The sequence below is a fragment of the Pseudorhizobium sp. NPDC055634 genome, from assembly GCF_053618655.1.
The window spans coordinates 38,296-62,148 of record NZ_JBSHHW010000009.1 but is presented as its reverse complement, the minus strand read 5'-3'; the positions used below and the strand labels follow the sequence as shown (position 1 = coordinate 62,148).

Below are 23,853 nucleotides of genomic sequence, written 5' to 3'. Positions count from 1 at the left end.
CCGGCAGGGCCGAGCGCTTTCAAAGCTGTGAATCCGGATAAAGATTAGGTGTTCATGGAGTCGAAGAAATCGCCGTTGTTCTTCGTCTGCTTCAGTTTGTCGATCAGGAACTCGATCGCATCCGTTGTTCCCATCGGCGCAAGAATGCGGCGAAGGACGAAGATCTTCTGCAGATCCTGGCGCGGAACGAGCAGGTCTTCCTTGCGGGTGCCCGACTTGAGGATATCCATGGCCGGGAAGATACGCTTGTCGGCTACCTTGCGGTCAAGCACGATTTCCGAGTTACCCGTACCCTTGAATTCTTCGAAGATCACCTCGTCCATGCGGCTACCGGTATCGATCAGCGCGGTCGCGATGATCGTCAGTGATCCGCCTTCCTCGATATTTCGGGCGGCACCGAAGAAGCGCTTCGGGCGCTGCAGGGCGTTCGCATCGACACCACCGGTCAGGACCTTGCCCGAAGACGGCACGACCGTGTTGTAGGCGCGACCGAGGCGGGTGATCGAATCGAGCAGGATGACGACGTCGCGTCCGTGCTCGACGAGGCGCTTGGCCTTCTCGATGACCATTTCGGCAACCTGGACGTGGCGAACTGCCGGCTCGTCGAAGGTCGAGGAGACCACCTCGCCGCGGACCGAACGCTGCATGTCCGTCACTTCTTCCGGCCGCTCGTCGATCAGGAGAACGATGAGATAGCATTCGGGATGGTTGGCGGTGATCGAGTGGGCGATGTTCTGCAGCAGGACCGTCTTACCCGTTCGCGGCGGCGCCACGATCAGACCGCGCTGGCCCTTGCCGAGCGGTGCCACGAGATCGATCACCCGGGCCGAGAGGTCCTTCGACGTCGGGACGTCGAGTTCCATCTTGAACCGCTCGTTCGGGTAGAGCGGCGTCAGGTTGTCGAAGTGAACCTTGTGGCGGATCTTTTCCGGGTCGTCGAAATTGATCGTATTGACCTTCAGGAGCGCGAAATAGCGTTCGCCTTCCTTGGGACCGCGGATCGGACCTTCCACCGTATCGCCGGTCTTCAGCGAAAAGCGGCGGATCTGCGACGGAGAAATGTAGATGTCGTCGGGTCCCGGCAGGTAGTTTGCATTGGCGGAACGAAGGAAACCGAAGCCGTCCTGCAGCACCTCGACCACGCCTTCGCCGATGATTTCCACGTCCTGACTCGCCAGAACCTTCAAAATCGCGAACATCAGCTCCTGCTTGCGCATCGTGCTGGCGTTCTCGACCTCGAGGGATTCGGCGAAGGTCAGCAGGTCGGTCGGCGACTTGCTCTTGAGTTCTTGAAGCTTCATTTCAGCCATGAAGGGACCACGTAATAGGCGATGAGGGAAAAAGGCGTGCCGGTGAAATTCTCGCCGCGGAGCTTTCCGGGGAGGAGTGGGATTACGAGCATGCCACGAGATGAGATGGCAGAAAATAGCGACTCACGCCGGCCCCCGCAAGGGGAAACGTGCCGATGCCGGCAGAAACCGGGAATCTCAGAACGGCTTCAGCACCACCAGGACGACGATGGCGATCATCAGCACCGTCGGAACCTCGTTCATCATCCGCCAGTAGCGGGCCGTCCGGCGCGGCCCATCTGCTCCAAACGTCCGCATGCCGCGGCTGAACATCACGTGCACGACAGTCAGGACAACCACCAGGGCGATCTTCGCGTGAAGCCAGCCCCCCTGGAAGTCGAAGCTTGCCCAGGCGAGGTAAAGGCCGCTCATCCAGGTGATCATCATCGCGGGGTTCATGATCACCTTCAAAAGGCGGCGCTCCATGACCTTGAAGGTTTCCGACTGGACGGAGCCCACCTCCGCATCCGTGTGGTAGATGAACAGCCGCGGGAGGTAGAACAGCCCCGCCATCCAGGAGATCACGGCGATGATGTGCAGCGCCTTCATCCAGAGATCGAAGCTGTCCGGCTGAAGGAAGTAGAGGGCCGCGATCAGGGCGACGAAGATCCCGATCGCGACATAGGCCTTCCGCGAGGCCCGGCGCCCGGCGCTTTCGTCCGTTTGACGCTCGATTTCCGTCATGGCTTGTATCCTCTCACCTGACGAACCAGGTCGCTCACATGAGCCGGATCCGCATCCGGCGTGATGCCGTGGCCAAGATTGAAAATCAGCGGCCCGTTCCCGAGTGCCTGCAGGATGGCATCGATGCCCTCCGACAATGCACGGCCGCCCGCGACGACCCGCATCGGGTCAAGATTGCCCTGTACGGGCCCCTCCTTCTGCAGCTCCGTCGCAAAGGAGAGGGGGACGCTCCAGTCAAGGCCGATGGCGTTGGCGTCGGTCTGCTGGCGATAGGACTTCAGGTTCATTCCCGCGCCCTTGGCAAAGGCGATGATCCGCGCTCCCGGTCGGGCTGCCCGCACGGTACGGATCATCCGGGCGACGGGTCGGACCGCATAGGCCTGAAACTCCCGTTCACCGAGAACGCCCGCCCAGGAATCGAAGATCTGGACGGCGTCGGCGCCGGCATCGATCTGGGCGATCAGGTATTCTGCCGAAACATCGGCGAGAAAGTCGAGTAGCCGCAGAAAGACCTCGGGGTTCCGGTAGGCAAACAGCCGCGCCGGGGCCTGGTCGGGCGTTCCGTGTCCGGCGATCATGTAGGTGGCGACCGTCCAGGGGGCACCGCAAAAGCCGAGCAGTGCGGTTTCCTCCGGCAGTTCCTTTCGAAGCCGACCCACCGTCTCGATGACGGGCTTCAGGTGGGAAAGCACCCCGTCCCCGTTCAACCGCTCGATGCCGGCAACGTCGATCGGATCCATCTGCGGTCCTTCGCCCTGTACGAAGCGGACGTTGCGTTTCAGGGCATCGGGAATGACGAGGATATCGGAGAACAGGATCGCCGCGTCGAAGCCGTATCTGCGGATCGGCTGCAAGGTCACCTCGACCGCATTGTCGGGCGAATAACAGAGATCGAGGAAGCTTCCCGCCTTGGCGCGTGTCTCGCGATATTCTGGCAGGTAGCGTCCTGCCTGTCTCATGAGCCAGACGGGAGGAGGGGTAACGGTTTTGCCTTCCAGCACGTCGACGATCTTCCGGGATGGGCCGGGCACGTTGTTCTCCTAAAAAATAAGAAAAGATCTTTTAAAGGCTTTCTATTTCTTAGAGTCGGTGGGTATCAAGGATTAAACGTCCTCCACTGGCAACGCGACGATCCGCCGCCCTCGGCAGAGGGATGTGGAGGAAATCCGGACCGATCGCCAACGCAATTGGCCGGATCGAAATTTCCGAAGCAAGATCAGATGGATGAGGCAGAGCGGCAATGCACGCCTCCTGTGGAGAACCTGTTGACAACGGGCAGGGAAGTCGGAACCTTTCCACGGTCTCCACAGAACGCTCCGGAACGTGTCCCCGCGGGACAGGGATGTGGAAAAATCGCAGGTTATCCCAGCCGTGGCAGCCGGCGCCCCCCCCGGGCGGTCTCCTGTCCCGGGTTATCAACAGAGGGTCCAGAACAGCGTGGAGAACCGTAAAAACTACTTCCATCTGCACCTGATTTCTGACTCCACGGGCGAGACTCTGATGTCGGCCGGCAGGGCGGTCTCGGCGCAGTTCCAGGCTTATGCGGCGATCGAACACATCTATCCGCTGGTTCGCAGCCGCCGGCAGCTCGCCTCCGTTCTGGAATCCATCGACCGCGAACCCGGCATTGTCCTTTACACGATCGTCGACGAGGAACTGGCCGGCCTGCTCGACCTGCGTTGCCGCGATCTCGGCATTCCGTCCGTCAATCTCCTCGAACCGGTGATGGCGACGTTCCAGACCTATCTCGGTTCGCCATCGCGTCGGCGGGTCGGTGCGCAGCACGCCCTGGACGCCGATTATTTCGCCCGCATGGAAGCGCTCAACTTCACGATGGATCACGATGACGGCCAGCTGCCGGAGGATTATGACCAGGCCGACGTGGTGCTGATCGGTATCAGCCGCACGTCGAAGACACCCACCAGCATCTATCTCGCCAATCGCGGCATCAAGACGGCGAACCTCCCCGTCGTTCTCGACATGCAGCTCCCGGAAAGTCTCCTGCGCTCGACGCGGCCGCTGATCGTCGGACTGATCGCGACCTCCGATCGCATCGCCCAGGTGCGCGAAAACCGCGAGCTCGGGGTGACCCAGGGCTTCGACCGGAGGGACTACACCGACAAGGCCAATATCCACGAAGAGCTGAAATATGCCCGCAGCCTGTGCGCCCGGCATGGATGGCCGGTGATCGACGTCACGCGACGCTCGATCGAAGAGACGGCGGCCGCCATCGTTGCGCTCAGACCGCGTGTCAGGTAAGCGAATCGGACCATATCCGGATCGCTGTCTCCATGACCTCGCTTGTTCTCGCCTCGTCCAGTCCCTTTCGCCGCATGCTTCTGCAAAATGCCGGCCTATCGTTCGAGGCGCATCCCGCCGGTATCGACGAGCGGGCGATCGAGGGGCGCCTCACCGAAATGCATGCCGGCCCCGAACAGGTGGCTGTGGAACTCGCAAGGGCGAAGGCGCTGGATGTCAGCCGCCGTTTTCCGGGCTTCCTCGTGCTGGGCTCTGACCAGACCATGTCGCTTGGCGAGCGCGTGTTCCACAAGCCCGCGGATATCCGCGAGGCGCGCAGCCACATAGCCGCGCTTTCCGGAAAGACCCATCGCCTGAACAGCGGCGTGGCTCTCGCCAGGGATGGAGCGGTTGTCTGGGATCATGTCTCCCATGCCGACATGACGGTCCGCCCGCTGAGCGAGGCCTTCATCGATCGCTATGTCGCGCGCTGCGGCGAAAAGCTCCTGTCGAGCGTCGGCGCCTATCAGTTGGAGGGAGAAGGCATCCATCTCTTCTCCGCGATTGATGGCGACTATTTCACGATCCTGGGACTTCCCATGCTGCCGCTTCTCGCGAAACTGCGCGAAATGGGAGCGATCGATGGCTGATTCACGTGAAACGGTCGAGGCCTTCGTCACAGGCTGGCCCGTGAAGCACTCGCGCTCGCCGCTCATCCATCATCACTGGCTGGATACGTTCGGCATCCGCGGCGACTACCGGCGGGAGGCGGTGACGGTCGAGGATTTTCCGGCATTCATCGCCGGTCTGAAATCCGGCACCTCGCCCTACGTCGGCGGCAACGTCACGATCCCGCACAAGGAAGCGGCCTGCTCCCTCGCCGATCGTCGTGATCCCGTCGTCGAGGAACTGGGGGCCGCGAATACCCTCTGGATGGAGGACGGGGAACTCTGTGCGACCAATACCGACGCGCACGGTTTTGCGGCCAACCTCGATGAACGCCACCCGGGCTGGGACAAGGTCTCGAAGGCGGTGGTGCTCGGAGCCGGGGGTGCCAGCCGCGCCGTAATCTGGGCCCTTCGCGAACGCGGCGTTTCCGAGATCAACGTCGTCAACCGGACACTTCCGCGCGCCCGTGAACTGGCCGACCGCTTTGGACCGACCATCCACGCCCACCCGATGACGGCGCTCTCGGAAGTGCTCCAGGGGGCTGGTCTTTTCGTCAACACGACATCCCTCGGGATGGACGGGGAGGCCGTTCCCGTGATCGGCTTCAAGTCCATGTCCCCCGGCGCGCTCGTGACCGACATCGTCTACGTGCCGCTGAAGACGCCGATCCTGCAGCAGGCGGAGGCGGAGGGCCTTTCGACGGTCGATGGACTGGGCATGCTCCTCCATCAGGCGGTGCCCGGTTTCGAAAAATGGTTCGGCGTGCGGCCCACGGTCGACCGCGCGCTCCGCGACCTCGTCATCGCCGACATGGATCAGAAGCCATGATCGTCATCGGGTTGACCGGCTCGATCGGAATGGGCAAGTCGACCACGGCGCGCATGTTCGCTGATGCGGGCATTCCGGTCAGTGACGCGGATGCCGTTGTCCATGATCTCTATCGTTCGGACGCCGTGGAGCCGATTGGCAAGGCCTTTCCCGGAACTATCGACGACGGCGGCGTGGATCGCGGAGAGCTGGCGCGTCGGCTGGCGGAGAATCCGGCTAACTTTCCCGTTCTCGAGGCCATCGTCCATCCGCTTGTCCGCGAACGTGAACGGGCTTTTGTGGCCGAGAACGCCGCACGCGACGCGGAGATGATCGTGCTCGACATCCCCCTGCTTTTCGAGGTCCAGGCGGAGGACCGGGTGGACGTCATCGTCGTCGTGACCTGTGATCCACAGATTCAACGTGAGCGGGTCCTTGCGCGGCCGGGCATGACGGAGGAAAAATTCAATCTGATTCTGTCTCGGCAGATGCCGGATGAGGAAAAGCGCCGCAGGGCTGATTTCCTCATCGATACCGGTAGGGGACTGGAGCCGGCGCGACGGCGGGTCGATGAGATCATCGCGGCGCTGAGAGCCGGCAGGAGAAGCGAGACGGCCCATGCGTGAGATCATCTTCGATACGGAAACGACGGGACTGGAGACGAAGCTCGACCGCATCATCGAGATCGGCGGGATCGAGCTCGTCAACAATTTCCCGACCGGTCGGACGCTGCATCTCTACATCAACCCCGGCGACCGGAAGGTTCACCCCGACGCGCTGGCGGTCCACGGGATCACCGATGAATTCCTGAAGGACAAGCCGGTCTTCGGCGATGTCGTGGGGCAGGTCATCGAATTCTTCGAAGGCGCGAAGTGGATAGCCCACAACGCCAACTTCGACATGGGCTTCATCAACGCGGAGTTCGATCGCCTGGGGCTTCCTCCGGTCTCGATGGAGCATGTCGTCGATACGCTCGCCCTGGCGCGCCGCAAGCACCCGATGGGTCCGAATTCGCTGGATGCCTTGTGCCGGCGCTACGGCATCGACAATGCTCACCGCACCAAGCACGGCGCCTTGCTGGACTCCGAACTGCTCGCGGAAGTCTATATCGAGATGACCGGCGGCCGTCAGGCGGCGCTGGGCCTCGTCGGTGCCGAATCGACCGCGACGATCATCGAGATCGAGGAGCATGTGGCCGGTACCTCGGCCCGCCCGCGTCCGCTGCCGCCACGTCTCAGTGCGGCGGAACTCGAGGCGCATCGGGCGCTGGTCGCCTCTCTCGGCGCGAAAGCGGTCTGGGCCCGTTACGAAACGGAAAGCCCGGACGTCGCCATCCGGGCTTCCTGAGAATTCAGAACTTTTGACGCGATCAGCTGTTGAGCGGTTGGACCTGCGATTTCGCACGTTCGGCGGCCATGCGCTGGGCGAACATCTGGGCAAAATCGATCGGATCGATCATCAGCGGCGGGAAGCCGCCGTTGCGGGTTACGTCTGCGATGATCTGGCGCGCGAACGGGAAGAGCAGGCGCGGGCATTCGATGAAGAGCACCGGCAGCAGGTGCTCCTGCGGGAAGCCGGCCACGCGGAAGACGCCGCCATAGACCAGCTCGGCCGCGAACACGACCTTGTCGCCTTCCTTGGCTTCGACGTTCAGCGAAAGAACGACGTCGAAATCCGTTTCCGAAAGCGGGTTGGCGTTGACGTTCACGTTGATGTTGATTGCCGGTGCCTTGTCCCGCGACTGCAGCGAGCGCGGTGCACCGGGATTTTCGAAGGAAAGATCCTTGGTGTACTGGGCGAGGATGTTGAGCGACGGGCTCTGAGTGCCCTGTTCGTTTTCGGTTGCCATGACTTTCCCTCGGAAGTGGACGTTTGGTGGCCGTCTATCACTTCGCCCAGGGGCTTACAACCCTGGCGCCCCTTGCGAAGGCGCGCGTCAATCCTCGTCGGGACGGCGGCCGGACCAGGGCGAACCGGGGTTCGGTTCGCGCTTGAAATCGTCCTCGTCCAGGTCGAGCACGCGCCGGTTCGCGGCCGGCTCTCTCTGGCGGTCGTAGCTGTGCCGCTCCGTATAGGACGCCGAGCTGACGACCACGAAACGACGGCCGATCCACGACCAGACGAGGCGGCGGACAGGAGGAATGAAGAGCGCGATCCCGATGATGTCGGTGATGAATCCGGGAATGAGAAGAAGCAGCGCGCCGATGACGATCATTGCCCCCTGGACGATAGCATCTCCGGGAATGCGTCCCTCGCGTCCTTCCTCCGAAAGCCTCCGCAGCATCTGCAGGCCCTGCACGCGCAGGAGAAGCAGGCCGGCGAGGCTTCCCAGGAGCACGAGGCCCAGCGTTCCCCATACGCCGACCATCTGGCCGACGACGACGAAGCCCGCGATTTCGGCCAGGGGCAGCAGAAGGATGGAAAGGGGGATGAGGGATGTTCGCATATAATGCTCGTCTGCGGGCGTTCCGCGCTTGCCTTCGCTATTTGAATGATGCTGTTTGCGGACTATATGATGACTTGCAACAAGAATTTAAACGGTATTGCGGGACAAGATGGGCTCCAACGACTTCATAACTCTGTTTTTCCTCGTCGCGGCAGTCCTGATTTTCCTGCAGTTGCGGAGCGTGCTGGGCCGGCGGACGGGTAACGAGAAGCCGCCCTTCGATCCCTTCAGTGCCCGTGAGGCGAGCAAGACCCCCGCAGGCGATGACGGCAAGGTCGTGACCTTGCCGAGCCGGGATGCCTCGGAACAGGATCGGTTTGCGGAAATCGATGCGGTCGCCAAGCCCGGCACTCCTGTCAATGACGGCCTGCGCCAGCTGCTCGAAGCCGACCCCTCCTTCAGCCCCCGGGAGTTTCTCAACGGCGCGCGCATGGCCTACGAGATGATCGTGATGGCCTTCGCCGACGGTGATCGCAAGACCCTCAAGAACCTCCTGTCGAAGGAAGTCTACGAGGGCTTCGATGCCGCCATCGCCGAACGCGAGTCGCGCGGCGAGGTGGTCAAATCCACCTTTGTCGGCATCAACAAGGCGGACATCACCCAGGCAACCGTGCGGGGTGAAGAGGAGCAGGTGACGGTCCGCATCGTGAGCCAGCTGATATCGGCGACCTTCGACAAGGCCGACGCCGTCATTGACGGCGATCAGGAAGCGGTCGCGGAAGTCATCGACATCTGGACCTTCGCCCGTGATGTCCGCTCGCGTGACCCCAACTGGAAGCTCGTGGCGACCGAATCCGAGCAATGACGCAGGGCTCGTCGGGTTTTTCACTTCGGCGGGTGGCTTTTTCCGATCTGCCCGGGTGGCGCGATGATCATCCGGGCGCCCTCGTGGACGGGATCCGCAACTGCCTCTCCCATATCCGCTCCGGCAAGCCCTATAAGACCGGTTCTCTGGGTCTATCGTTCGACGAGATCCTGCCCGCCTATGAAGCCGCCCTCGGCGCCGATCTTCGCGATCCGGCGGCTGCCCGTGATTTTTTCGGGCAGCATTTCGAACCTTTGATGATCTGTCCCGGCGAGGGTGGTCGCGGTTTCGTGACCGCCTTCTACGAGCCGGAGGTCGAAGTGTCGGATACGAAGTCCGACATATGGGCCCATCCGTTCTATAGCAGACCGGAGGATCTCGTTGATCTCGACAATACCAGCCGACCGGCGGACATGGACGCTTCCTGGCGGTTCGGTCGTTCCGGTCCGCAGGGCATAATCGAATATCCCGACAGGAAGGCGATCGATCACGGCTTTCTCGATGGCCGGGGACTGGAGATCGCCTGGGCCCGCTCCAGGGCGGACGTCTTCTTCGCCCATGTTCAGGGCGCGGCGCGCCTCGTCTATCCGGACGGCAGCGTGAGGCGGATCACCTATGCGGCGAAGTCGGGCCACCCCTTCAGCGCTATCGGCAGGCTGCTGATCGATCTGGGGGAGATCGATGCGGCCACGGTCTCGATGCAGATGATCCGCGCCTGGCTGGAGGCCAATCCGCATCGGATGGACGAGATCCTCTGGCACAACCGCTCCTATATTTTCTTCAGGGAGGCAGAGGTGGCCGATGACAACCTCGGTCCGATCGCGGCCGCCAAGGTGCCGCTCCTTCCGGGACGCGCCCTTGCGGTCGACCGCCTCATCCACACCTTTGGCTACCCGTTCTTCATCCACGCGCCGTCGCTCACGCATATGGATGGGGGGCGACCCTTTGCCCGCACGATGATGGCGCTCGATACCGGAAGCGCCATTGTCGGCGCCGCCCGCGGCGACATTTTCACCGGCTCCGGAGCATGGGCCGGCGAGCTCGCGGGAGCGGTGCGGAACGAGGCGGATTTCTATATCCTTGTCCCGCGTTCTGCTTCGGCGAGGATGGTTGGATGAGCGGTCGCAAGCTCAGTTCTGAAGAGCGTATCCTCTGGGGAAAGGTCGCGAAGTCGACGCGGGCCATGTCCGGCCGCGAGGCGGATCTTCGCCAACTGGAGGAGGAGATCGCGGCGATGCTGGCTGCGGAGGAGGCAGCACTGGCGAGGCCCGCACCGAAGTCGCGGCAGGATGCGCCTGCCGACGTCCCGCCGCCGCCGGCCGGTTCGAAGCGCACGCCCGGCCACCAGCCGCTGGAAAAACCGGTCCACCGCAAGCTGGCCAAGGGCCGACTGCCGATCGAGGCCCGCATCGATCTGCATGGGATGTTCCAGGACGAGGCGCATGATCTGCTTCTCGATTTCCTGTTTCGGGCCCACGATCGCGGCATGCGGCACGTGCTGGTGATCACCGGCAAGGGCAGTTCGCTCGGCAGCGAAGGGGCGTTGCGGCGGGCGGTGCCGCTCTGGTTCTCCAAGCCCGAGTTCCGTTTCCTCATCTCTTCCTATGAATGGGCGGCCCGGCACCATGGCGGCGAGGGCGCCCTCTACGTGCGCCTCAGCCGCACGAGGCATCAGCCATGACCCCGTTCGCGGAGGCGCTGCGGGAACTGCGCCGGCGCCGCGGCGTGACGCAGCGGGACCTCGCGGCGGCGATCGGCGTCTCTCCGGCCTATCTCTCGGCGCTCGAGCACGGCCGCAAGGGCAAGCCGAGTTTCGACCTCCTGCAGCGCATCGCCGGCTATTTCAACATCATATGGGACGAAGCGGACCAACTCTTCATGACGGCGGAGGCCTCCCACCCGAGGGCGGTCCTCGACACGGCAGGCCTTCCCCCCGGACATACCGCGTTTGCGAACCGCCTCGCGCGGGAGATTCGCGCATTGCCGCCGGATGTGATAGAGGCCATGGATAAAATCCTGGACCGGTCTCCTCCCAAGGGGTGATTGTTACGGAATCCCCTGATTTCAGGCAGGTCCAACAGGGCTGGAGCTTTAGAATCCGTCCCAAACTCCCTATATCTCAGAGTGGATGTGCGGGTGATTCGCTGTTTGCGGCCCGCTGACGGACAATGGAAAGATCGTTGATGACCGACACACCCGTGAACGAAGCCGGCGCGAGTGCAGAATATGGCGCAGACTCCATCAAGGTCCTGAAGGGGCTGGATGCCGTGCGCAAGCGGCCCGGCATGTATATCGGCGACACCGACGACGGCTCCGGCCTGCATCACATGGTCTACGAGGTGGTCGACAACGCGATCGACGAGGCCCTGGCGGGTCATGCTGATCTCGTCACGGTGACCCTCAATGCAGATGGCTCCGTATCCGTGACCGACAACGGCCGCGGCATCCCGACGGACATCCATACCGGCGAGGGCGTATCGGCCGCCGAAGTCATCATGACCCAGCTCCATGCCGGCGGCAAGTTCGACCAGAATTCCTACAAGGTCTCGGGCGGCCTCCATGGCGTCGGCGTCTCGGTGGTGAACGCGCTCTCCGTCTGGCTGAAGCTGCGCATCCGCCGCAGCGGCAAGGTCCACGAGATTTCCTTCACCCACGGCGTCGCGGATGCTCCGCTGAAGGTCGTCGGCGACTACGAGGGGCGCTCCGGCACCGAGGTCACCTTCCTGGCCAGCCCCGAGACGTTCACGATGACCGAGTACGACTACAATACGCTCGAACATCGCCTGCGCGAACTCGCCTTCCTGAATTCCGGTGTCAGAATCCGGCTAACGGATCGTCGCAAGCCTGACGTCCGGGAAGAGGAACTTCTCTATGACGGCGGCCTGGAAGCCTTCGTGCGCTACCTCGACCGCGCCAAGAAGCCGCTCGTCGAAAAGCCAGTCGCGATTCGCGGCGAGAAGGACGGCATCACCGTCGAGGTCGCCCTCTGGTGGAACGACAGCTATCACGAAAACGTCCTCTGCTTCACCAACAACATCCCGCAGCGGGACGGCGGCACCCACATGGCGGGCTTCCGCGCCGCGCTCACAAGGCAGATCACCACCTACGCGGATTCCTCCGGGATCATGAAGAAGGAAAAGGTGTCGCTCACCGGCGACGATTGCCGTGAAGGCCTGACTGCGGTCCTTTCCGTCAAGGTACCCGACCCGAAGTTCTCGTCGCAGACGAAGGATAAGCTGGTCTCCTCGGAAGTCCGTCCGGTGGTCGAGAGCCTCGTCAACGAGGCACTGTCGACCTGGCTGGAAGAACATCCGACCGAGGCCAGGGTTCTCGTCGGCAAGGTGGTCGAGGCCGCCGCGGCGCGCGAGGCCGCCCGCCGGGCCCGTGAACTCACCCGCCGTAAGGGCGCGCTCGACATCGCCTCCTTGCCCGGCAAGCTCGCCGATTGCTCGGAACGGGATCCGACCAAGTCCGAACTCTTCCTCGTCGAGGGTGACTCCGCCGGCGGTTCCGCCAAGCAGGGCCGCTCGCGCGAAACCCAGGCGATCCTTCCGCTGCGCGGCAAGATCCTCAACGTCGAGCGTGCCCGCTTCGACAAGATGCTTTCCAGCAACGAGATCGGCACCCTGATCACGGCGCTTGGAACCTCGATCGGCAAGGACGAATTCAACGCCGAGAAGCTGCGTTACCACAAGATCATCATCATGACGGATGCGGACGTCGACGGCGCCCATATCCGCACGCTGCTGCTCACCTTCTTCTTCCGGCAGATGCCGGACCTGATCGAGCGCGGCCACATCTATATCGCCCAGCCTCCGCTCTACAAGGTAACGCGCGGCAAGTCGGTCCAGTACCTCAAGGACCAGAAGGCCTTCGAGGAATACCTGATCACCAGCGGCCTGGATGAGACCAGCCTGATGCTCGCCTCGGGCGAAGTCCGCACCGGCCAGGATCTGCGCGAAGTCGTCCACGATGCAATGCGCTTGCGCAACCTCCTCGAGGGGCTGCACTCCCGCTATAATCGCGCCGTGGTCGAACAGGCGGCGATTGCCGGGGCGCTCAATCCTGAGCTGACGGACAACCGGGAGCGCGCACAGCAGACGGCCGACGAGGTCGCCCGGCGGCTGGACGTGATCGCCGAGGAGACCGAGCGCGGCTGGAGCGGCCACGTGACCGACGAGGGCGGACTCCGCTTCGAGCGCATGGTCCGCGGGGTCAAGGAAGTCGCGGTCATCGACGTCGCTCTCATCGGATCGGCGGATGCGCGCCATATCGACCAGATGACGCCTCGCCTCAACGAGATCTACGGAACGCCTCCGGTCATGCGCCGCAAGGACGACGAGACCGAGATGTCGGGGGCATTGGCGCTTCTCGATACGATCTTCGCGGCCGGCCGCAAGGGTATCTCGATGCAGCGCTACAAGGGGCTGGGAGAAATGAACGCCGAGCAGCTCTGGGAAACCACGCTGGACCCGAACGTCCGATCGCTCCTTCAGGTGAAGGTCAGCGACGCCACGGATGCCGACGGGCTCTTCTCCCGCCTGATGGGCGACGAGGTCGAGCCCCGCCGCGAGTTCATCCAGGACAACGCCCTGAGCGTCGCGAACCTCGATATTTAAGCAGATACTGTTTCACGTGAATCGCGCAACAAGCGCTGATTCACGTGAAACTATTCGTCGCCGGCGAACCGTCCCTCGAAGGCCACTTCCGAGAGCGGCCTGCGTCCGCTCCGGGCCGCCCGCTCGCTCAGGTCGTCCGGGAGCGCATCGCTGGGCGCAACCTTGCCGATGGCGCAGGCCGCCTCGACGCGAAAACCCTCCGGTATTCCAAGAACCCGCATCGCCTTTTCGCGGTCCAGGCCTTCCATGCCATGCGTATGATAGCCGAGCTTCATCGCCTGGGAGGCGATCGAGAACCAGGCGGCCCCCGTGTCGAAGGAATGGGTATAGGCCGGCTTCCGTTCGCCGTCGGACGAGATCCGGTAGGTGCGTGACACGAAGATGACCAGCGCCGCCGCACTCTGCGCCCATCGCTGGTTGCCCGGCACCAGGAGATCGAGGACCGTCGCCCAGCTCGGCGTGCCCTTCAGCGCGTAGATGAAACGCCATGGCTGGTTGTTGCCGGAGGAGGGCGCCCAATGCCCGGCATCGAGGATCGTCAGCATGTCCTCGCGCGGCATCGCTTCGTCGCTGAAGGCGCGTGGCGACCACCTGTCGAGAAAGAAAGGGTCGATCGGATGTTCGGACTGTCTGCCGTTGCTGGTCGTCATTTGGTCTCTCCTGCGACGCGTGCCGGGGTGAACGGTGACTGCGCCAGCCAACAAGGCAGGGTCCGGAAAATCAAGTGACAATTGTGCGACCTTCCGCCATAAGGCGGTTGTCAGACAAGTGGAGGTACTTCCGTGAAACTTATGCGCGTTGGTCAGCCGGGCCAGGAAAAGCCGGCAATTCTGGACTCGAAAGGGAAGGTGCGCGACCTCTCGCAGCATGTCGCCGATATCGGCGGCGCGGCCATCTCGCCGGAGGGCCTTGCCCGGATCGCAGCGCTCGACCCGGAGAGCCTTCCCGAGCTTCCGGTTGACCGCATCGGCGCCTGCGTTGCCGGCACCGGAAAATTCATCTGCATCGGCCTGAACTTTTCCGACCACGCCGCAGAGACGGGTGCGACCGTCCCGCCCGAGCCGGTCATCTTCATGAAGGCCACGTCCGCGATCTGCGGCCCCAATGACGACGTCCGCATCCCGCGCGGCTCGGAAAAGACCGACTGGGAGGTCGAGCTCGGCGTTGTCATCGGCAAGACCGCGAAATATGTCGGCGAAGCCGAGGCGATGGATTATGTCGCCGGCTATTGCGTCTCCCACGATGTCTCCGAGCGCGGCTTCCAGACCGAGCGCGCCGGGCAGTGGACCAAGGGCAAGTCCTGCGACACCTTCGGGCCGATCGGCCCCTGGCTCGTCACCCGCGACGAGATCGCCAATCCGCAGGATCTCGGCATGTGGCTGAAGGTCGACGGCGAAACGATGCAGGACGGCTCGTCGAAGACCATGGTCTACGGCGTCGCCTTCGTCGTCTCCTACCTCAGCCAGTTCATGTCGCTGCATCCCGGCGACATCATTTCCACCGGCACGCCTCCCGGCGTCGGCATGGGCATGAAGCCGCCACGCTATCTCAAGCCCGGCGACGTGGTCGAACTTGGGGTCGAGGGACTGGGCACGCAGCGTCAGATCGTCGTGGCCGATCATTAACCGGATGATCGGGGTGGAACCTTAATTCTCTAGCTTCATTCTGGATGCCAGGCGTTTCGCCTGGCATTTTGATATTTGAAGATCGGTTCCCGCCGGATGTTGCACTGCAATCCAAACGTGCTAGCTTCGCTCACCGCTCCCAGGAAGCCGGACGGCCCCGCCCGCGGGCCCCGGCATACATGAAAGGCGGCGCATCGATGATTTATCAATTTTACGAAATGAACCACGCGGCGGTGGCGCCGCTGCGGGCGGCTGCCGATGCAATGCGGCTTTTCCACACCAACCCGCTCAACCCCATCTCCTACACCTCCATGGGACGGAGCATGGCGGCGAGCCTCGAGCTTTTCGAGCGGATGACCCGCCGTTACGGCAAGCCCGAATTCGGGCTGGCGACCACCGTCGTGGACGGGGCGAGCGTCCGGGTCAGCGAGGACGTCGTCTGGGCCAGGCCGTTCTGCAACCTCATCCATTTCCGCCGCGATCTTCCGGCCGACCGCGCGCCCGACCAGAAGCTCCTCATCGTGGCCCCGATGTCCGGCCATTACGCGACGTTGCTTCGCGGAACGGTGGAGACGCTGCTTCCCAATGCGGAAATCTACATCACTGACTGGATCGACGCCCGGCTCGTGCCCGTTACCGACGGCCGCTTCGATCTCGACGACTATATCGACTACCTCATCGAGATGATCCACCAGATCGGCCCGAACACCCATGTGATCGGCGTGTGCCAGCCCTCGGTACCCGTGCTCGCGGCCGTGGCGCTCATGGAAGCGGAGAATGATCCGCTGGCCCCGGCCTCCATGGTGCTCATGGGGGGACCGATCGACACACGCAAGAACCCGACCGCGGTGAACCAGCTCGCCCAGGAAAAGCCGCTCGAATGGTTCCGCGACAATGTCATCATGACGGTTCCCTGGCCGCATCCGGGTTTCATGCGCCCCGTCTATCCCGGCTTCCTGCAGCTGTCGGGCTTCATGTCGATGAACCTCGACCGGCACGTTACCGCGCACAACGAATTCTACGAGCACCTGATCAAGAACGATGGCGATTCGGCCGAGAAGCACCGCGATTTCTATGACGAATATCTCGCGGTCATGGACCTGACGGAGGAATTCTACCTGCAGACGGTCGATACGGTCTTCATCAAGCACTCCTTGCCCGAGGGCAGGATGATGCATCGCGGCCGCCCGGTCGATACGAAGGCGATCCGCAATGTCGCGCTGCTCACCATCGAGGGAGAAAACGACGACATCTCCGGTCTCGGCCAGACCAAGGCCGCGCATGCGATCACGCCGAACATTCCCGACGACATGCGCATGCACTACATGCAGCCCGATGTCGGCCATTACGGCGTCTTCAACGGCTCGCGCTTCCGCCGGGAAATCGCGCCTCGCATCCTCGAGTTTACCGCGGCCCACGCCCGCGACGCCAGTCGCCGGGGATCGGCGAAGCGCGCCGCTAAAGGCGGTAAGACCGATTGAGCTCGTTCTGCTAATTCAGATTATTCTTGCGAAAGGCCCGCCTTCTTCTTGAAGCGGCGCGAAGCGCTTCCCAAATCGAGTCCGACGGGCTGGCATGTGGCTGCCCGCTGGAACGAAGGGTATGTCATCGATGAACCAGTCTGCATTGATCCGTCCGGATTGGACGCCGGCCACCATCGCGCTGATGGTGCTGGGCTTTGTGGTCTTCTGGCCGCTCGGCCTTGCCATGCTCGCCTATATCCTCTTCGGAGAACGGCTCCAGGGCTTCAAGCGAAACGCCAACCGCAGAGCGGATGGCATGTTTGCCGGTTACCGCCGGGCCAAGTCGCGCTACGACACGCATTTCTCGACCGGCAATGTCGCCTTCGACGACTGGCGGAAAGCCGAACTCGACCGGCTTGACGAAGAACGCCGCAAGCTCGACGAGATGCGCGAGGAATTCGACAGCTATGCGCGCGAACTGCGCCGCGCCAAGGACCAGGAGGAGTTCGACCGCTTCATGCGTGAGCGCAAGAACCGCCCCACCGGACAGGGCGACGTTGTCGACGTCTGAGGATTCACGTGAAACACTGCCAACCGGCGCCCTCGGGCGCCGGTTGTGTTATGGGCCGGGCCACGAATCGGCTAGATAGGCTTCTATGTTCGCGCTCCTCAAGAAACCGGTCCGCACCCCCCGCCAGCCGTCTGCGCCGGAAAAGCGCACCCTCGATATTGGCGGACGCGCCATGCCGCTCACCATCCGCGAAAATCCCCGCTCTACCCGCATCACGCTTCGCATTGAGCCTGGGGCGAGGGCGCTGAACCTCACTGTTCCCGTTGGCCTGCGCCGAGCGGAGATCGACGATTTCCTCGACCGCCACCAGGGGTGGCTTCTCACCAGGCTCGCCCGCTTCCCCGCGGCCGGCTATTCCGTGCGCCCCGGATCCACGGTCATGCTGCGCGGCGTGCCGCACCGTGTCGAACACACCGGCAGCCTGCGCGGCGTGACGGAAGCCGTCACCAGCGAGGGCAGGGCGGTCCTGCGCGTCAGCGGGATGGAAGAACATGCCGGCCGCCGGGTCGCCGCTTTCCTCAAGAAGGAGGCGCGTCGCGATCTCGAGGCCGCGATAAAGCTTCATGCACGCGGCGTGCGCAAGCCGGCCGGATCCATCACCATGAAGGATACCCGTTCCCGCTGGGGCTCGTGTTCCTGGGACGGCAATTTGAGTTTCTCCTGGCGCATCGTCATGGCGCCGCCCTTCGTGATCGACTATCTCGCCGCCCATGAGGTTGCCCATCTCGACCAGATGAATCACGGTCCGGACTTCTGGGCTCTTTGCCGTCGCCTGTGCCCGCGCACCGACGAGGCGAAGGACTGGCTGAAGCGCCACGGCTCGCAGCTTCACGCGATCGACTTCGGCTGACCGGTTGCCGAGTTGAGGCTCGGACACCCCGCGCCGGGGGATGGTTTCCAGCGTCCACGCCAATGGAAACAGCGGCATAGGTGGAATCTCATCCCCCTTCATCCCCGGGGCTTTCGCTGTCGTTAGACTTCTGCCGTCCCGCTTCGGCTACACCGGTCACGCATCGCCGGCGAAGCGGGGCCGGTGCCTGCAGGACTTGCGGTGATGCAAGCCGGTTCTGCAGGGCTGCGCAGAAAGTGGTTCCCTTTCGCATCGCGAGGCGTGCGTGTGCCGCACACAAACCGGTCCCGATAATGAGAACACTATGGGGGGGGCCGCCGCAGAGGAAACGGAGTTGCGCGGGCAAAGAACACTGAACGGGACACGTCGCGTGTCACATAAAAACCAAATACGAGACACACGACGTGTCCCGGCCGATCCCCGGTAGAACCAGGAAAGGGAAGAAAAAATAATGGCTCAACCGTCCTGCTCCGGACGGACGCAGAAAGATACCCGGAACGCCAAGGGAGGAGTCCGTCTTCCCTGTCGCAATCGTCGCGCCGATCCCGCCACCTCGCCTTAGGGATCAGTTGCTGGACATAGCCGCAAAAAGCGCTTTTATCTCGACTCCGCCATGATTTCATGCGAACTCGCAGGACATGAAACCGGACATCAAGATCTGCGGTTTGAAGACGCAAGAGGCCATCGAACGGGCGATCGCCCGCGGTGCGACCCATGTCGGCTTCATCTTCTTTCCTAAGAGCCCCCGCCATATCGATCCGGAAGTCGCAGCCGAACTCGCCGAACCGGTTCGCGGCCGGGCGCGGATCGTCGCGGTAACCGTCGATGCCAGCGACGAGGACCTGGACGACATCGTCCACCTGCTGAAACCGGACATTCTCCAGATGCACGGTTCTGAGACGCCGGAACGCGTGTTGCAGGTGAAGGCGCTCTATGGCCTGCCGGTCATGAAGGCTTTCTCGGTTCGCGATGCCTCCGACCTCGACCGCATCGATCCCTATCTGGGCGTTGCCGACCGCTTCCTGTTCGACGCGAAAGCTCCGGCCGGATCGGAACTACCCGGCGGAAACGGCGTGTCCTTCGACTGGAAGATCATGGCCTCGCTTGACGAAAGCGTGGATTACATGCTTTCCGGTGGCCTGAACAAAGACAATGTCGGTCTTGCGCTCGCCTCTACTCGGGCCCGCGGCCTGGATGTATCCTCCGGTGTGGAAAGCGCGCCGGGCGTCAAGGATACCGCCATGATCGACGCCTTCTTTGACGCCATTGCAGAGGCCCGTTCCGTCGGAGCCTGAGGGAGTAGAGAGTGAACCAGACGCCGAAACCGAATTCCTTCCGCGCCGGACCCGATGAGGATGGCCGCTTCGGCATCTTCGGCGGCCGCTTCGTCGCCGAAACCCTGATGCCGCTCATCCTCGACCTGCAGGCCGAGTGGGAGAAGGCGAAGACCGATCCGGAGTTCCAGGCGGAACTGCAGCATCTCAACACGCACTATACCGGCCGCCCGAGCCCGCTCTATTTCGCCGAACGGCTGACGGAGGAACTCGGCGGCGCGAAGATCTACTTCAAGCGCGACGAGCTGAACCACACCGGTTCCCACAAGATCAACAACTGCCTCGGCCAGATCCTTTTGGCCCGCCGCATGGGCAAGACCCGCATCATCGCGGAAACCGGTGCCGGCCAGCACGGCGTTGCCTCCGCAACTGTCGCCGCCCGCTTCGGACTGCCCTGCGTCGTCTACATGGGCGCGACCGATGTGGAACGCCAGGCACCCAACGTCTTCCGGATGAAGCTCCTCGGCGCCGAGGTCCGCCCGGTGAGCGCCGGCCACGGCACCTTGAAGGATGCCATGAATGAGGCGCTGCGCGACTGGGTCACCAATGTAGACGACACCTACTACCTGATCGGGACGGCGGCCGGCCCGCATCCCTATCCGGAACTCGTTCGCGAATTCCAGTCGGTGATCGGCAAGGAGACGCGCGAGCAGATCATGGCGGCCGAGGGCCGTCTGCCGGACATGCTGGTTGCGGCCGTCGGCGGCGGTTCCAACGCGATCGGTCTCTTCCACCCCTTCCTCGACGACGAATCCGTCCGGATCGTCGGCGTCGAGGCCGGTGGAAAGGGTCTCGACGGGGAGGAGCATTGCGCCTCGCTCACCGCCGGCTCGCCCGGCGTCTTGCACGGCAACCGCACCTACCTGCTGCAGGACGGCGACGGCCAGATCAAGGACGGCCACTCGATATCCGCCGGCCTCGACTATCCCGGCATCGGTCCGGAGCACTCCTGGCTGAAGGACATGGGGCGCGTGGAATACGTGCCGATCATGGACGACGAGGCGCTCGCCGCCTTCCAGATGCTCACCCGCACCGAGGGCATCATCCCGGCGCTCGAGCCGAGCCACGCGTTGGCCGAGGTCATCAAGCGCGCGCCGAAGATGGACAAGGACCAGATCATCGTGATGAATCTTTGCGGCCGCGGCGACAAGGACATCTTCACCGTCGGCAAGATTCTCGGAATGGGCCTCTGACATGACCGCACGCATGGACAAGAAATTCGCCGACCTGAAGGCCGAGGGCCGCCCGGCGCTCGTCACCTACTTCATGGGCGGAGACCCGGACTACGATACCTCGCTCGCGATCATGAAGGCGCTTCCGGGCGCGGGAGCCGACGTGATCGAGCTCGGTGCCCCGTTCTCCGATCCGATGGCCGACGGTCCCGCGATCCAGCTGGCAGGCCAGCGGGCACTCAAGAACGGTCATTCGCTCAGGAAGACGCTGGAGATGGCGCGCGACTTCCGCCGGTCGGACGACACGACTCCGATCGTCATCATGGGCTACTACAACCCGATCTACATCTACGGCGTCGAGCGGTTCCTCGACGACGCGCTGGATGCGGGCATCGACGGCCTGATCGTCGTCGACCTGCCGCCCGAAATGGATGACGAACTCTGCATCCCCGCTCTCAGGAAGGACATCAACTTCATCCGCCTGACGACGCCCACGACCGACGACAAGCGCCTTCCGAAGGTGCTGAGCAACACTTCGGGCTTCGTATACTACGTGTCAATGACCGGCATCACCGGCTCGGCGCTTCGCGATCCTTCCGTGATCGCTGGCGCCGTCCAGCGCATCAAGAAATCCACTGACCTGCCGGTCTGCGTCGGTTTCGGCGTCAAGACGGCCGAACATGCCCGCCTCATCGGCGCATCGGCGGATGGCGTGGTGGTCGGTACGGCGATCGTCAACCAGGTCGCCACCTCGCTCGACAAGGACGGCCGCGCGACGGCCGATACCGTGCAGTCGGTAGCCACCTTCGTTCGCGGCCTTGCGACCGGCGTCCGTTCGGCCCGCCTTGTTGCCGCCGAATAGTATCCCCAGATTAGGGCGAAGAATATCAGGAGTACGCCAAGTGAACTGGATCACCAATTACGTTCGGCCGCGGATCAATTCCATGCTTGGTCGCCGTGAGGTTCCGGATAACCTCTGGATCAAGTGCCCGGAAACGGGGGAGATGGTCTTCCACAAGGACCTCGAGGAAAACAAGTGGGTCATCCCGGCCTCCGGCTATCACATGAAGATGCCGGCCAAGGCGCGGCTGACGGACCTCTTCGACGGCGGCGTCTACGAGGCCCTGCCGCAGCCGAAGGTCGCCCAGGATCCGCTGAAGTTCCGCGACTCCAAGAAGTACATCGACAGGCTGAAGGACAGCCGCCTCAAGACGGAGCAGGAGGATACGATCCTGGCCGGGCTCGGACATGTCCGCGGCGTCAAGCTGGTTGCCGTCGTCCATGAATTCAATTTCATCGGCGGTTCCCTCGGCATGGCGGCGGGCGAGGCGATCGTGAAGGCCTGCGAGCGGGCCGTAGTCGAGAAGTGCCCCCTGGTGATCTTCCCCGCCTCCGGCGGTGCCCGCATGCAGGAAGGCATCCTGTCGCTGATGCAGTTGCCCCGCACCACGGTTGCGGTCGACATGCTCAAGGAGGCCGGTCTTCCCTACATCGTCGTCCTCACCAATCCGACCACCGGCGGCGTGACTGCGTCCTACGCCATGCTGGGTGATATCCACATTGCCGAACCCGGCGCCGAGATCGGCTTTGCCGGCAAGCGCGTCATCGAGCAGACCTTGCGTGAAAAGCTGCCCGAAGGCTTCCAGACGGCGGAGTATCTCCTGGAGCACGGCATGGTCGACATGGTCGTCAAGCGGCATGATCTGCCGGATACCCTGGCGACGCTTCTCAACATCCTGACCAAGACGCCGGCGGCGAACGATCGGATGGCCGCTTCCGGTCTTCCGGCGATGGCGGCGAGCGCCTGAGTAAAGCACTGTTATGAGCCGGAGCGGCGGGATGAGCGCCACCAATACCCCCGCCGTCAGCGCGGCCGAACAGGAAATCGAAAAGCTCATGGCCCTTCATCCGAAGGGCTTTGATCTTTCGCTCGACCGGATCCGCCGGTTGCTCGAAGTGCTCGGCAACCCGCACCGCAAGCTGCCTCCCGTCATCCATATCGCCGGCACCAACGGCAAGGGTTCGACGACGGCTTTCTGCCGCGCGCTCCTGGAGGCCGCGGGGCTCGCCGTCCACGTCCACACCTCTCCGCATCTGGTCCACTGGCACGAGCGCTATCGCATCGGATCGAGGGCAGGGCCCTCCCGGATCGTCGCCGACGAGATGTTCGCCGATGCCCTGCGGCGGGTGGCGGCGGCCAATGCCGGACAGCAGATCACCGTCTTCGAGATCCTGACGGCGGTGACCTTCGTGCTCTTTTCCGAACAGCCGGCCGATGCCGTGATTCTCGAGGTCGGGCTCGGCGGCAGGTTCGATGCCACCAATGTCGTCGAGAAGCCGGCGGTTTCGGTGATCATGCCGATTTCGCTCGACCACCAGCCCTATCTCGGCGATCGCGTCGAACTGATCGCGGCTGAAAAGGCCGGCATCATGAAGCGCGGCTGCCCGGTCGTGATCGGCAAGCAGGAATACGAACGGGCGCTGGACGTGCTTGTCGAGACGGCTGACCGGCTTTCCTGCCCGCGCTCGGTCTACGGGCAGGATTTCTCCGCCCACGAGGAGTTCGGCCGGCTGATCTACCAGGACGAATTCGGCCTTGCGGATCTGCCGCTGCCGCGCCTTCCCGGGCGACACCAGATCGCCAATGCCGCAGCCGCCATCCGCGCCGTCAAGGCGGCCGGCTTCACGCTGACCGACGCCATGGTCGAGAAGGCGATGGCCACGGTCGAATGGCCGGGCCGCCTGCAGCGGCTGACCGAGGGCCAACTCCTGGAATTCGCGCCGAAGGACGCCGAGATCTGGGTGGACGGCGGCCATAACCCCGGTGCCGGCGAGGTCATCGCCGAAGCGATGGCCGGCTTCGAGGAGCGCCGGGCGCGCCCCCTCTATCTCGTGACCGGGATGATCAACACGAAGGATCCCGTCGGCTATTTCCGGGCATTCGCAGATATTGCCGAGCACGTCTTCACGGTGCCGATCCGCGGCTCCGAAGTCGGACTCGATCAGGTGGCGCTGGCCACGTCCGCCTTCGATGCCGGCCTCGTGGCCGAACCGGCGGCATCGGTCGCAGAGGCGCTGGCCGAGATCACCCGCCGCCACGTAGCGGGTGCCGTGCCGCCGCGCATCCTGATCGGCGGCTCGCTGTATCTTGTCGGCGATGTCCTGGCCGACAACGGGACCCCGCCCAAATAAAAAAGCCCGGCGCGAGGGTCGGGCTTTGG

At 63.4% G+C, this 23,853-nt stretch carries 25 protein-coding genes; 19 read left to right on the top strand and 6 right to left on the bottom strand.

The window, feature by feature from the left end:
• Nucleotides 1-44: 44 nt before the first annotated feature.
• The 3 genes from rho to hemE all read right to left on the bottom strand — a co-directional run bounded on the left by rho (nucleotide 45) and on the right by hemE (nucleotide 3,064).
• Nucleotides 45-1,310, bottom strand: coding sequence for a transcription termination factor Rho (gene rho / locus ACWGPT_RS15270; RefSeq protein WP_139346276.1), 1,266 nt, complete (start codon nucleotides 1,308-1,310; stop codon nucleotides 45-47).
• A 177-nt stretch (nucleotides 1,311-1,487) separates the two neighbouring features.
• Nucleotides 1,488-2,033 (bottom strand): protoporphyrinogen oxidase HemJ, encoded by a 546-nt coding sequence (gene hemJ / locus ACWGPT_RS15265; protein WP_452606474.1) that lies wholly within the window; start codon nucleotides 2,031-2,033, stop codon nucleotides 1,488-1,490.
• Nucleotides 2,030-3,064 carry a uroporphyrinogen decarboxylase gene (gene hemE / locus ACWGPT_RS15260; protein WP_452606473.1) on the bottom strand — a complete coding sequence of 345 codons (1,035 nt, stop codon included), beginning with the start codon at nucleotides 3,062-3,064 and terminating at the stop codon, nucleotides 2,030-2,032. The genes hemJ and hemE overlap by 4 nt, the downstream gene beginning before the upstream one ends.
• Nucleotides 3,065-3,470: 406 nt before the next feature.
• On the opposite strand from hemE, the gene ACWGPT_RS15255 reads away from it, so the two are divergent.
• Genes ACWGPT_RS15255 through dnaQ form a run of 5 tightly spaced genes read left to right on the top strand, consistent with a single transcriptional unit; the run spans nucleotide 3,471 to nucleotide 7,094 of the window.
• Nucleotides 3,471-4,292 carry a pyruvate, water dikinase regulatory protein gene (locus ACWGPT_RS15255; RefSeq protein WP_452606472.1) on the top strand — a complete coding sequence of 274 codons (822 nt, stop codon included), beginning with the start codon at nucleotides 3,471-3,473 and terminating at the stop codon, nucleotides 4,290-4,292.
• Between the two features lie 32 nt (nucleotides 4,293-4,324).
• A complete protein-coding gene (locus ACWGPT_RS15250; RefSeq protein WP_452606471.1) occupies nucleotides 4,325-4,921 on the top strand; it encodes a Maf-like protein in 597 nt (198 codons plus the stop codon).
• Nucleotides 4,914-5,768 carry a shikimate dehydrogenase gene (locus ACWGPT_RS15245; RefSeq protein ID WP_452606470.1) on the top strand — a complete coding sequence of 285 codons (855 nt, stop codon included), beginning with the start codon at nucleotides 4,914-4,916 and terminating at the stop codon, nucleotides 5,766-5,768. Before ACWGPT_RS15250 ends, ACWGPT_RS15245 begins: the two co-directional genes overlap by 8 nt.
• Complete coding sequence (gene coaE / locus ACWGPT_RS15240; RefSeq protein ID WP_452606469.1) at nucleotides 5,765-6,373, top strand: dephospho-CoA kinase; 609 nt, start codon at nucleotides 5,765-5,767, stop codon at nucleotides 6,371-6,373. Before ACWGPT_RS15245 ends, coaE begins: the two co-directional genes overlap by 4 nt.
• Nucleotides 6,366-7,094, top strand: a complete 729-nt coding sequence (gene dnaQ / locus ACWGPT_RS15235; protein WP_452606468.1) for a DNA polymerase III subunit epsilon — start codon at nucleotides 6,366-6,368, stop codon at nucleotides 7,092-7,094. The genes coaE and dnaQ overlap by 8 nt, the downstream gene beginning before the upstream one ends.
• Before the next feature lie 22 nt (nucleotides 7,095-7,116).
• Here the strand turns inward: dnaQ and secB are convergent, their stop codons facing one another.
• Both secB and ACWGPT_RS15225 read right to left on the bottom strand, forming a co-directional pair.
• Nucleotides 7,117-7,596, bottom strand: coding sequence for a protein-export chaperone SecB (gene secB, locus ACWGPT_RS15230; RefSeq protein WP_452606467.1), 480 nt, complete (start codon nucleotides 7,594-7,596; stop codon nucleotides 7,117-7,119).
• A gap of 87 nt (nucleotides 7,597-7,683) precedes the next feature.
• Entirely contained in the window at nucleotides 7,684-8,193 is a 510-nt protein-coding gene (locus tag ACWGPT_RS15225) for an FxsA family protein (protein WP_452606466.1), read from the bottom strand.
• A gap of 109 nt (nucleotides 8,194-8,302) precedes the next feature.
• Between ACWGPT_RS15225 and ACWGPT_RS15220 the strand changes: the two genes are divergently transcribed.
• The 5 genes from ACWGPT_RS15220 to gyrB all read left to right on the top strand — a co-directional run bounded on the left by ACWGPT_RS15220 (nucleotide 8,303) and on the right by gyrB (nucleotide 13,617).
• On the top strand, nucleotides 8,303-8,998 hold the full coding sequence (locus ACWGPT_RS15220; protein WP_452606596.1) for a Tim44/TimA family putative adaptor protein: 696 nt from the start codon (nucleotides 8,303-8,305) through the stop codon (nucleotides 8,996-8,998).
• Nucleotides 8,995-10,116, top strand: coding sequence for a murein transglycosylase A (mltA, locus tag ACWGPT_RS15215; protein ID WP_452606465.1), 1,122 nt, complete (start codon nucleotides 8,995-8,997; stop codon nucleotides 10,114-10,116). The genes ACWGPT_RS15220 and mltA overlap by 4 nt, the downstream gene beginning before the upstream one ends.
• Nucleotides 10,113-10,679: a Smr/MutS family protein gene (locus tag ACWGPT_RS15210; RefSeq protein WP_452606464.1), complete on the top strand. Its 567-nt coding sequence runs from the start codon at nucleotides 10,113-10,115 to the stop codon at nucleotides 10,677-10,679. Before mltA ends, ACWGPT_RS15210 begins: the two co-directional genes overlap by 4 nt.
• On the top strand, nucleotides 10,676-11,041 hold the full coding sequence (locus tag ACWGPT_RS15205) for a helix-turn-helix domain-containing protein (protein WP_452606463.1): 366 nt from the start codon (nucleotides 10,676-10,678) through the stop codon (nucleotides 11,039-11,041). Before ACWGPT_RS15210 ends, ACWGPT_RS15205 begins: the two co-directional genes overlap by 4 nt.
• A gap of 140 nt (nucleotides 11,042-11,181) precedes the next feature.
• Entirely contained in the window at nucleotides 11,182-13,617 is a 2,436-nt protein-coding gene (gyrB, locus tag ACWGPT_RS15200; protein WP_452606462.1) for a DNA topoisomerase (ATP-hydrolyzing) subunit B, read from the top strand.
• Between the two features lie 50 nt (nucleotides 13,618-13,667).
• Here gyrB and ACWGPT_RS15195 read toward each other — a convergent pair whose 3' ends face one another.
• A complete protein-coding gene (locus ACWGPT_RS15195) occupies nucleotides 13,668-14,267 on the bottom strand; it encodes a nitroreductase family protein (protein ID WP_452606461.1) in 600 nt (199 codons plus the stop codon).
• A gap of 132 nt (nucleotides 14,268-14,399) precedes the next feature.
• On the opposite strand from ACWGPT_RS15195, the gene ACWGPT_RS15190 reads away from it, so the two are divergent.
• From ACWGPT_RS15190 to ACWGPT_RS15150, 9 genes are all read left to right on the top strand, one after another.
• Nucleotides 14,400-15,242, top strand: a complete 843-nt coding sequence (locus ACWGPT_RS15190) for a fumarylacetoacetate hydrolase family protein (protein WP_452606460.1) — start codon at nucleotides 14,400-14,402, stop codon at nucleotides 15,240-15,242.
• A 197-nt stretch (nucleotides 15,243-15,439) separates the two neighbouring features.
• The gene (locus ACWGPT_RS15185; protein WP_452606459.1) at nucleotides 15,440-16,723 is read left to right on the top strand and encodes a polyhydroxyalkanoate depolymerase; all 1,284 of its coding nucleotides are present in this window, start codon (nucleotides 15,440-15,442) and stop codon (nucleotides 16,721-16,723) included.
• Between the two features lie 130 nt (nucleotides 16,724-16,853).
• A complete protein-coding gene (locus ACWGPT_RS15180; RefSeq protein WP_452606458.1) occupies nucleotides 16,854-17,276 on the top strand; it encodes a DUF2852 domain-containing protein in 423 nt (140 codons plus the stop codon).
• A gap of 85 nt (nucleotides 17,277-17,361) precedes the next feature.
• Entirely contained in the window at nucleotides 17,362-18,126 is a 765-nt protein-coding gene (locus tag ACWGPT_RS15175) for a M48 family metallopeptidase (RefSeq protein ID WP_452606457.1), read from the top strand.
• Between the two features lie 638 nt (nucleotides 18,127-18,764).
• The gene (locus ACWGPT_RS15170; protein ID WP_452606456.1) at nucleotides 18,765-19,421 is read left to right on the top strand and encodes a phosphoribosylanthranilate isomerase; all 657 of its coding nucleotides are present in this window, start codon (nucleotides 18,765-18,767) and stop codon (nucleotides 19,419-19,421) included.
• A gap of 11 nt (nucleotides 19,422-19,432) precedes the next feature.
• The gene (gene trpB, locus ACWGPT_RS15165) at nucleotides 19,433-20,653 is read left to right on the top strand and encodes a tryptophan synthase subunit beta (protein ID WP_452606455.1); all 1,221 of its coding nucleotides are present in this window, start codon (nucleotides 19,433-19,435) and stop codon (nucleotides 20,651-20,653) included.
• Nucleotide 20,654: 1 nt separating this feature from the next.
• Nucleotides 20,655-21,494 (top strand): tryptophan synthase subunit alpha, encoded by an 840-nt coding sequence (gene trpA / locus ACWGPT_RS15160; protein WP_452606454.1) that lies wholly within the window; start codon nucleotides 20,655-20,657, stop codon nucleotides 21,492-21,494.
• 40 nt (nucleotides 21,495-21,534) lie between these two features.
• A complete protein-coding gene (gene accD / locus ACWGPT_RS15155; RefSeq protein ID WP_452606453.1) occupies nucleotides 21,535-22,440 on the top strand; it encodes an acetyl-CoA carboxylase, carboxyltransferase subunit beta in 906 nt (301 codons plus the stop codon).
• A gap of 31 nt (nucleotides 22,441-22,471) precedes the next feature.
• Nucleotides 22,472-23,824 carry a bifunctional folylpolyglutamate synthase/dihydrofolate synthase gene (locus ACWGPT_RS15150; protein WP_452606452.1) on the top strand — a complete coding sequence of 451 codons (1,353 nt, stop codon included), beginning with the start codon at nucleotides 22,472-22,474 and terminating at the stop codon, nucleotides 23,822-23,824.
• Nucleotides 23,825-23,853 lie beyond the last annotated feature (29 nt).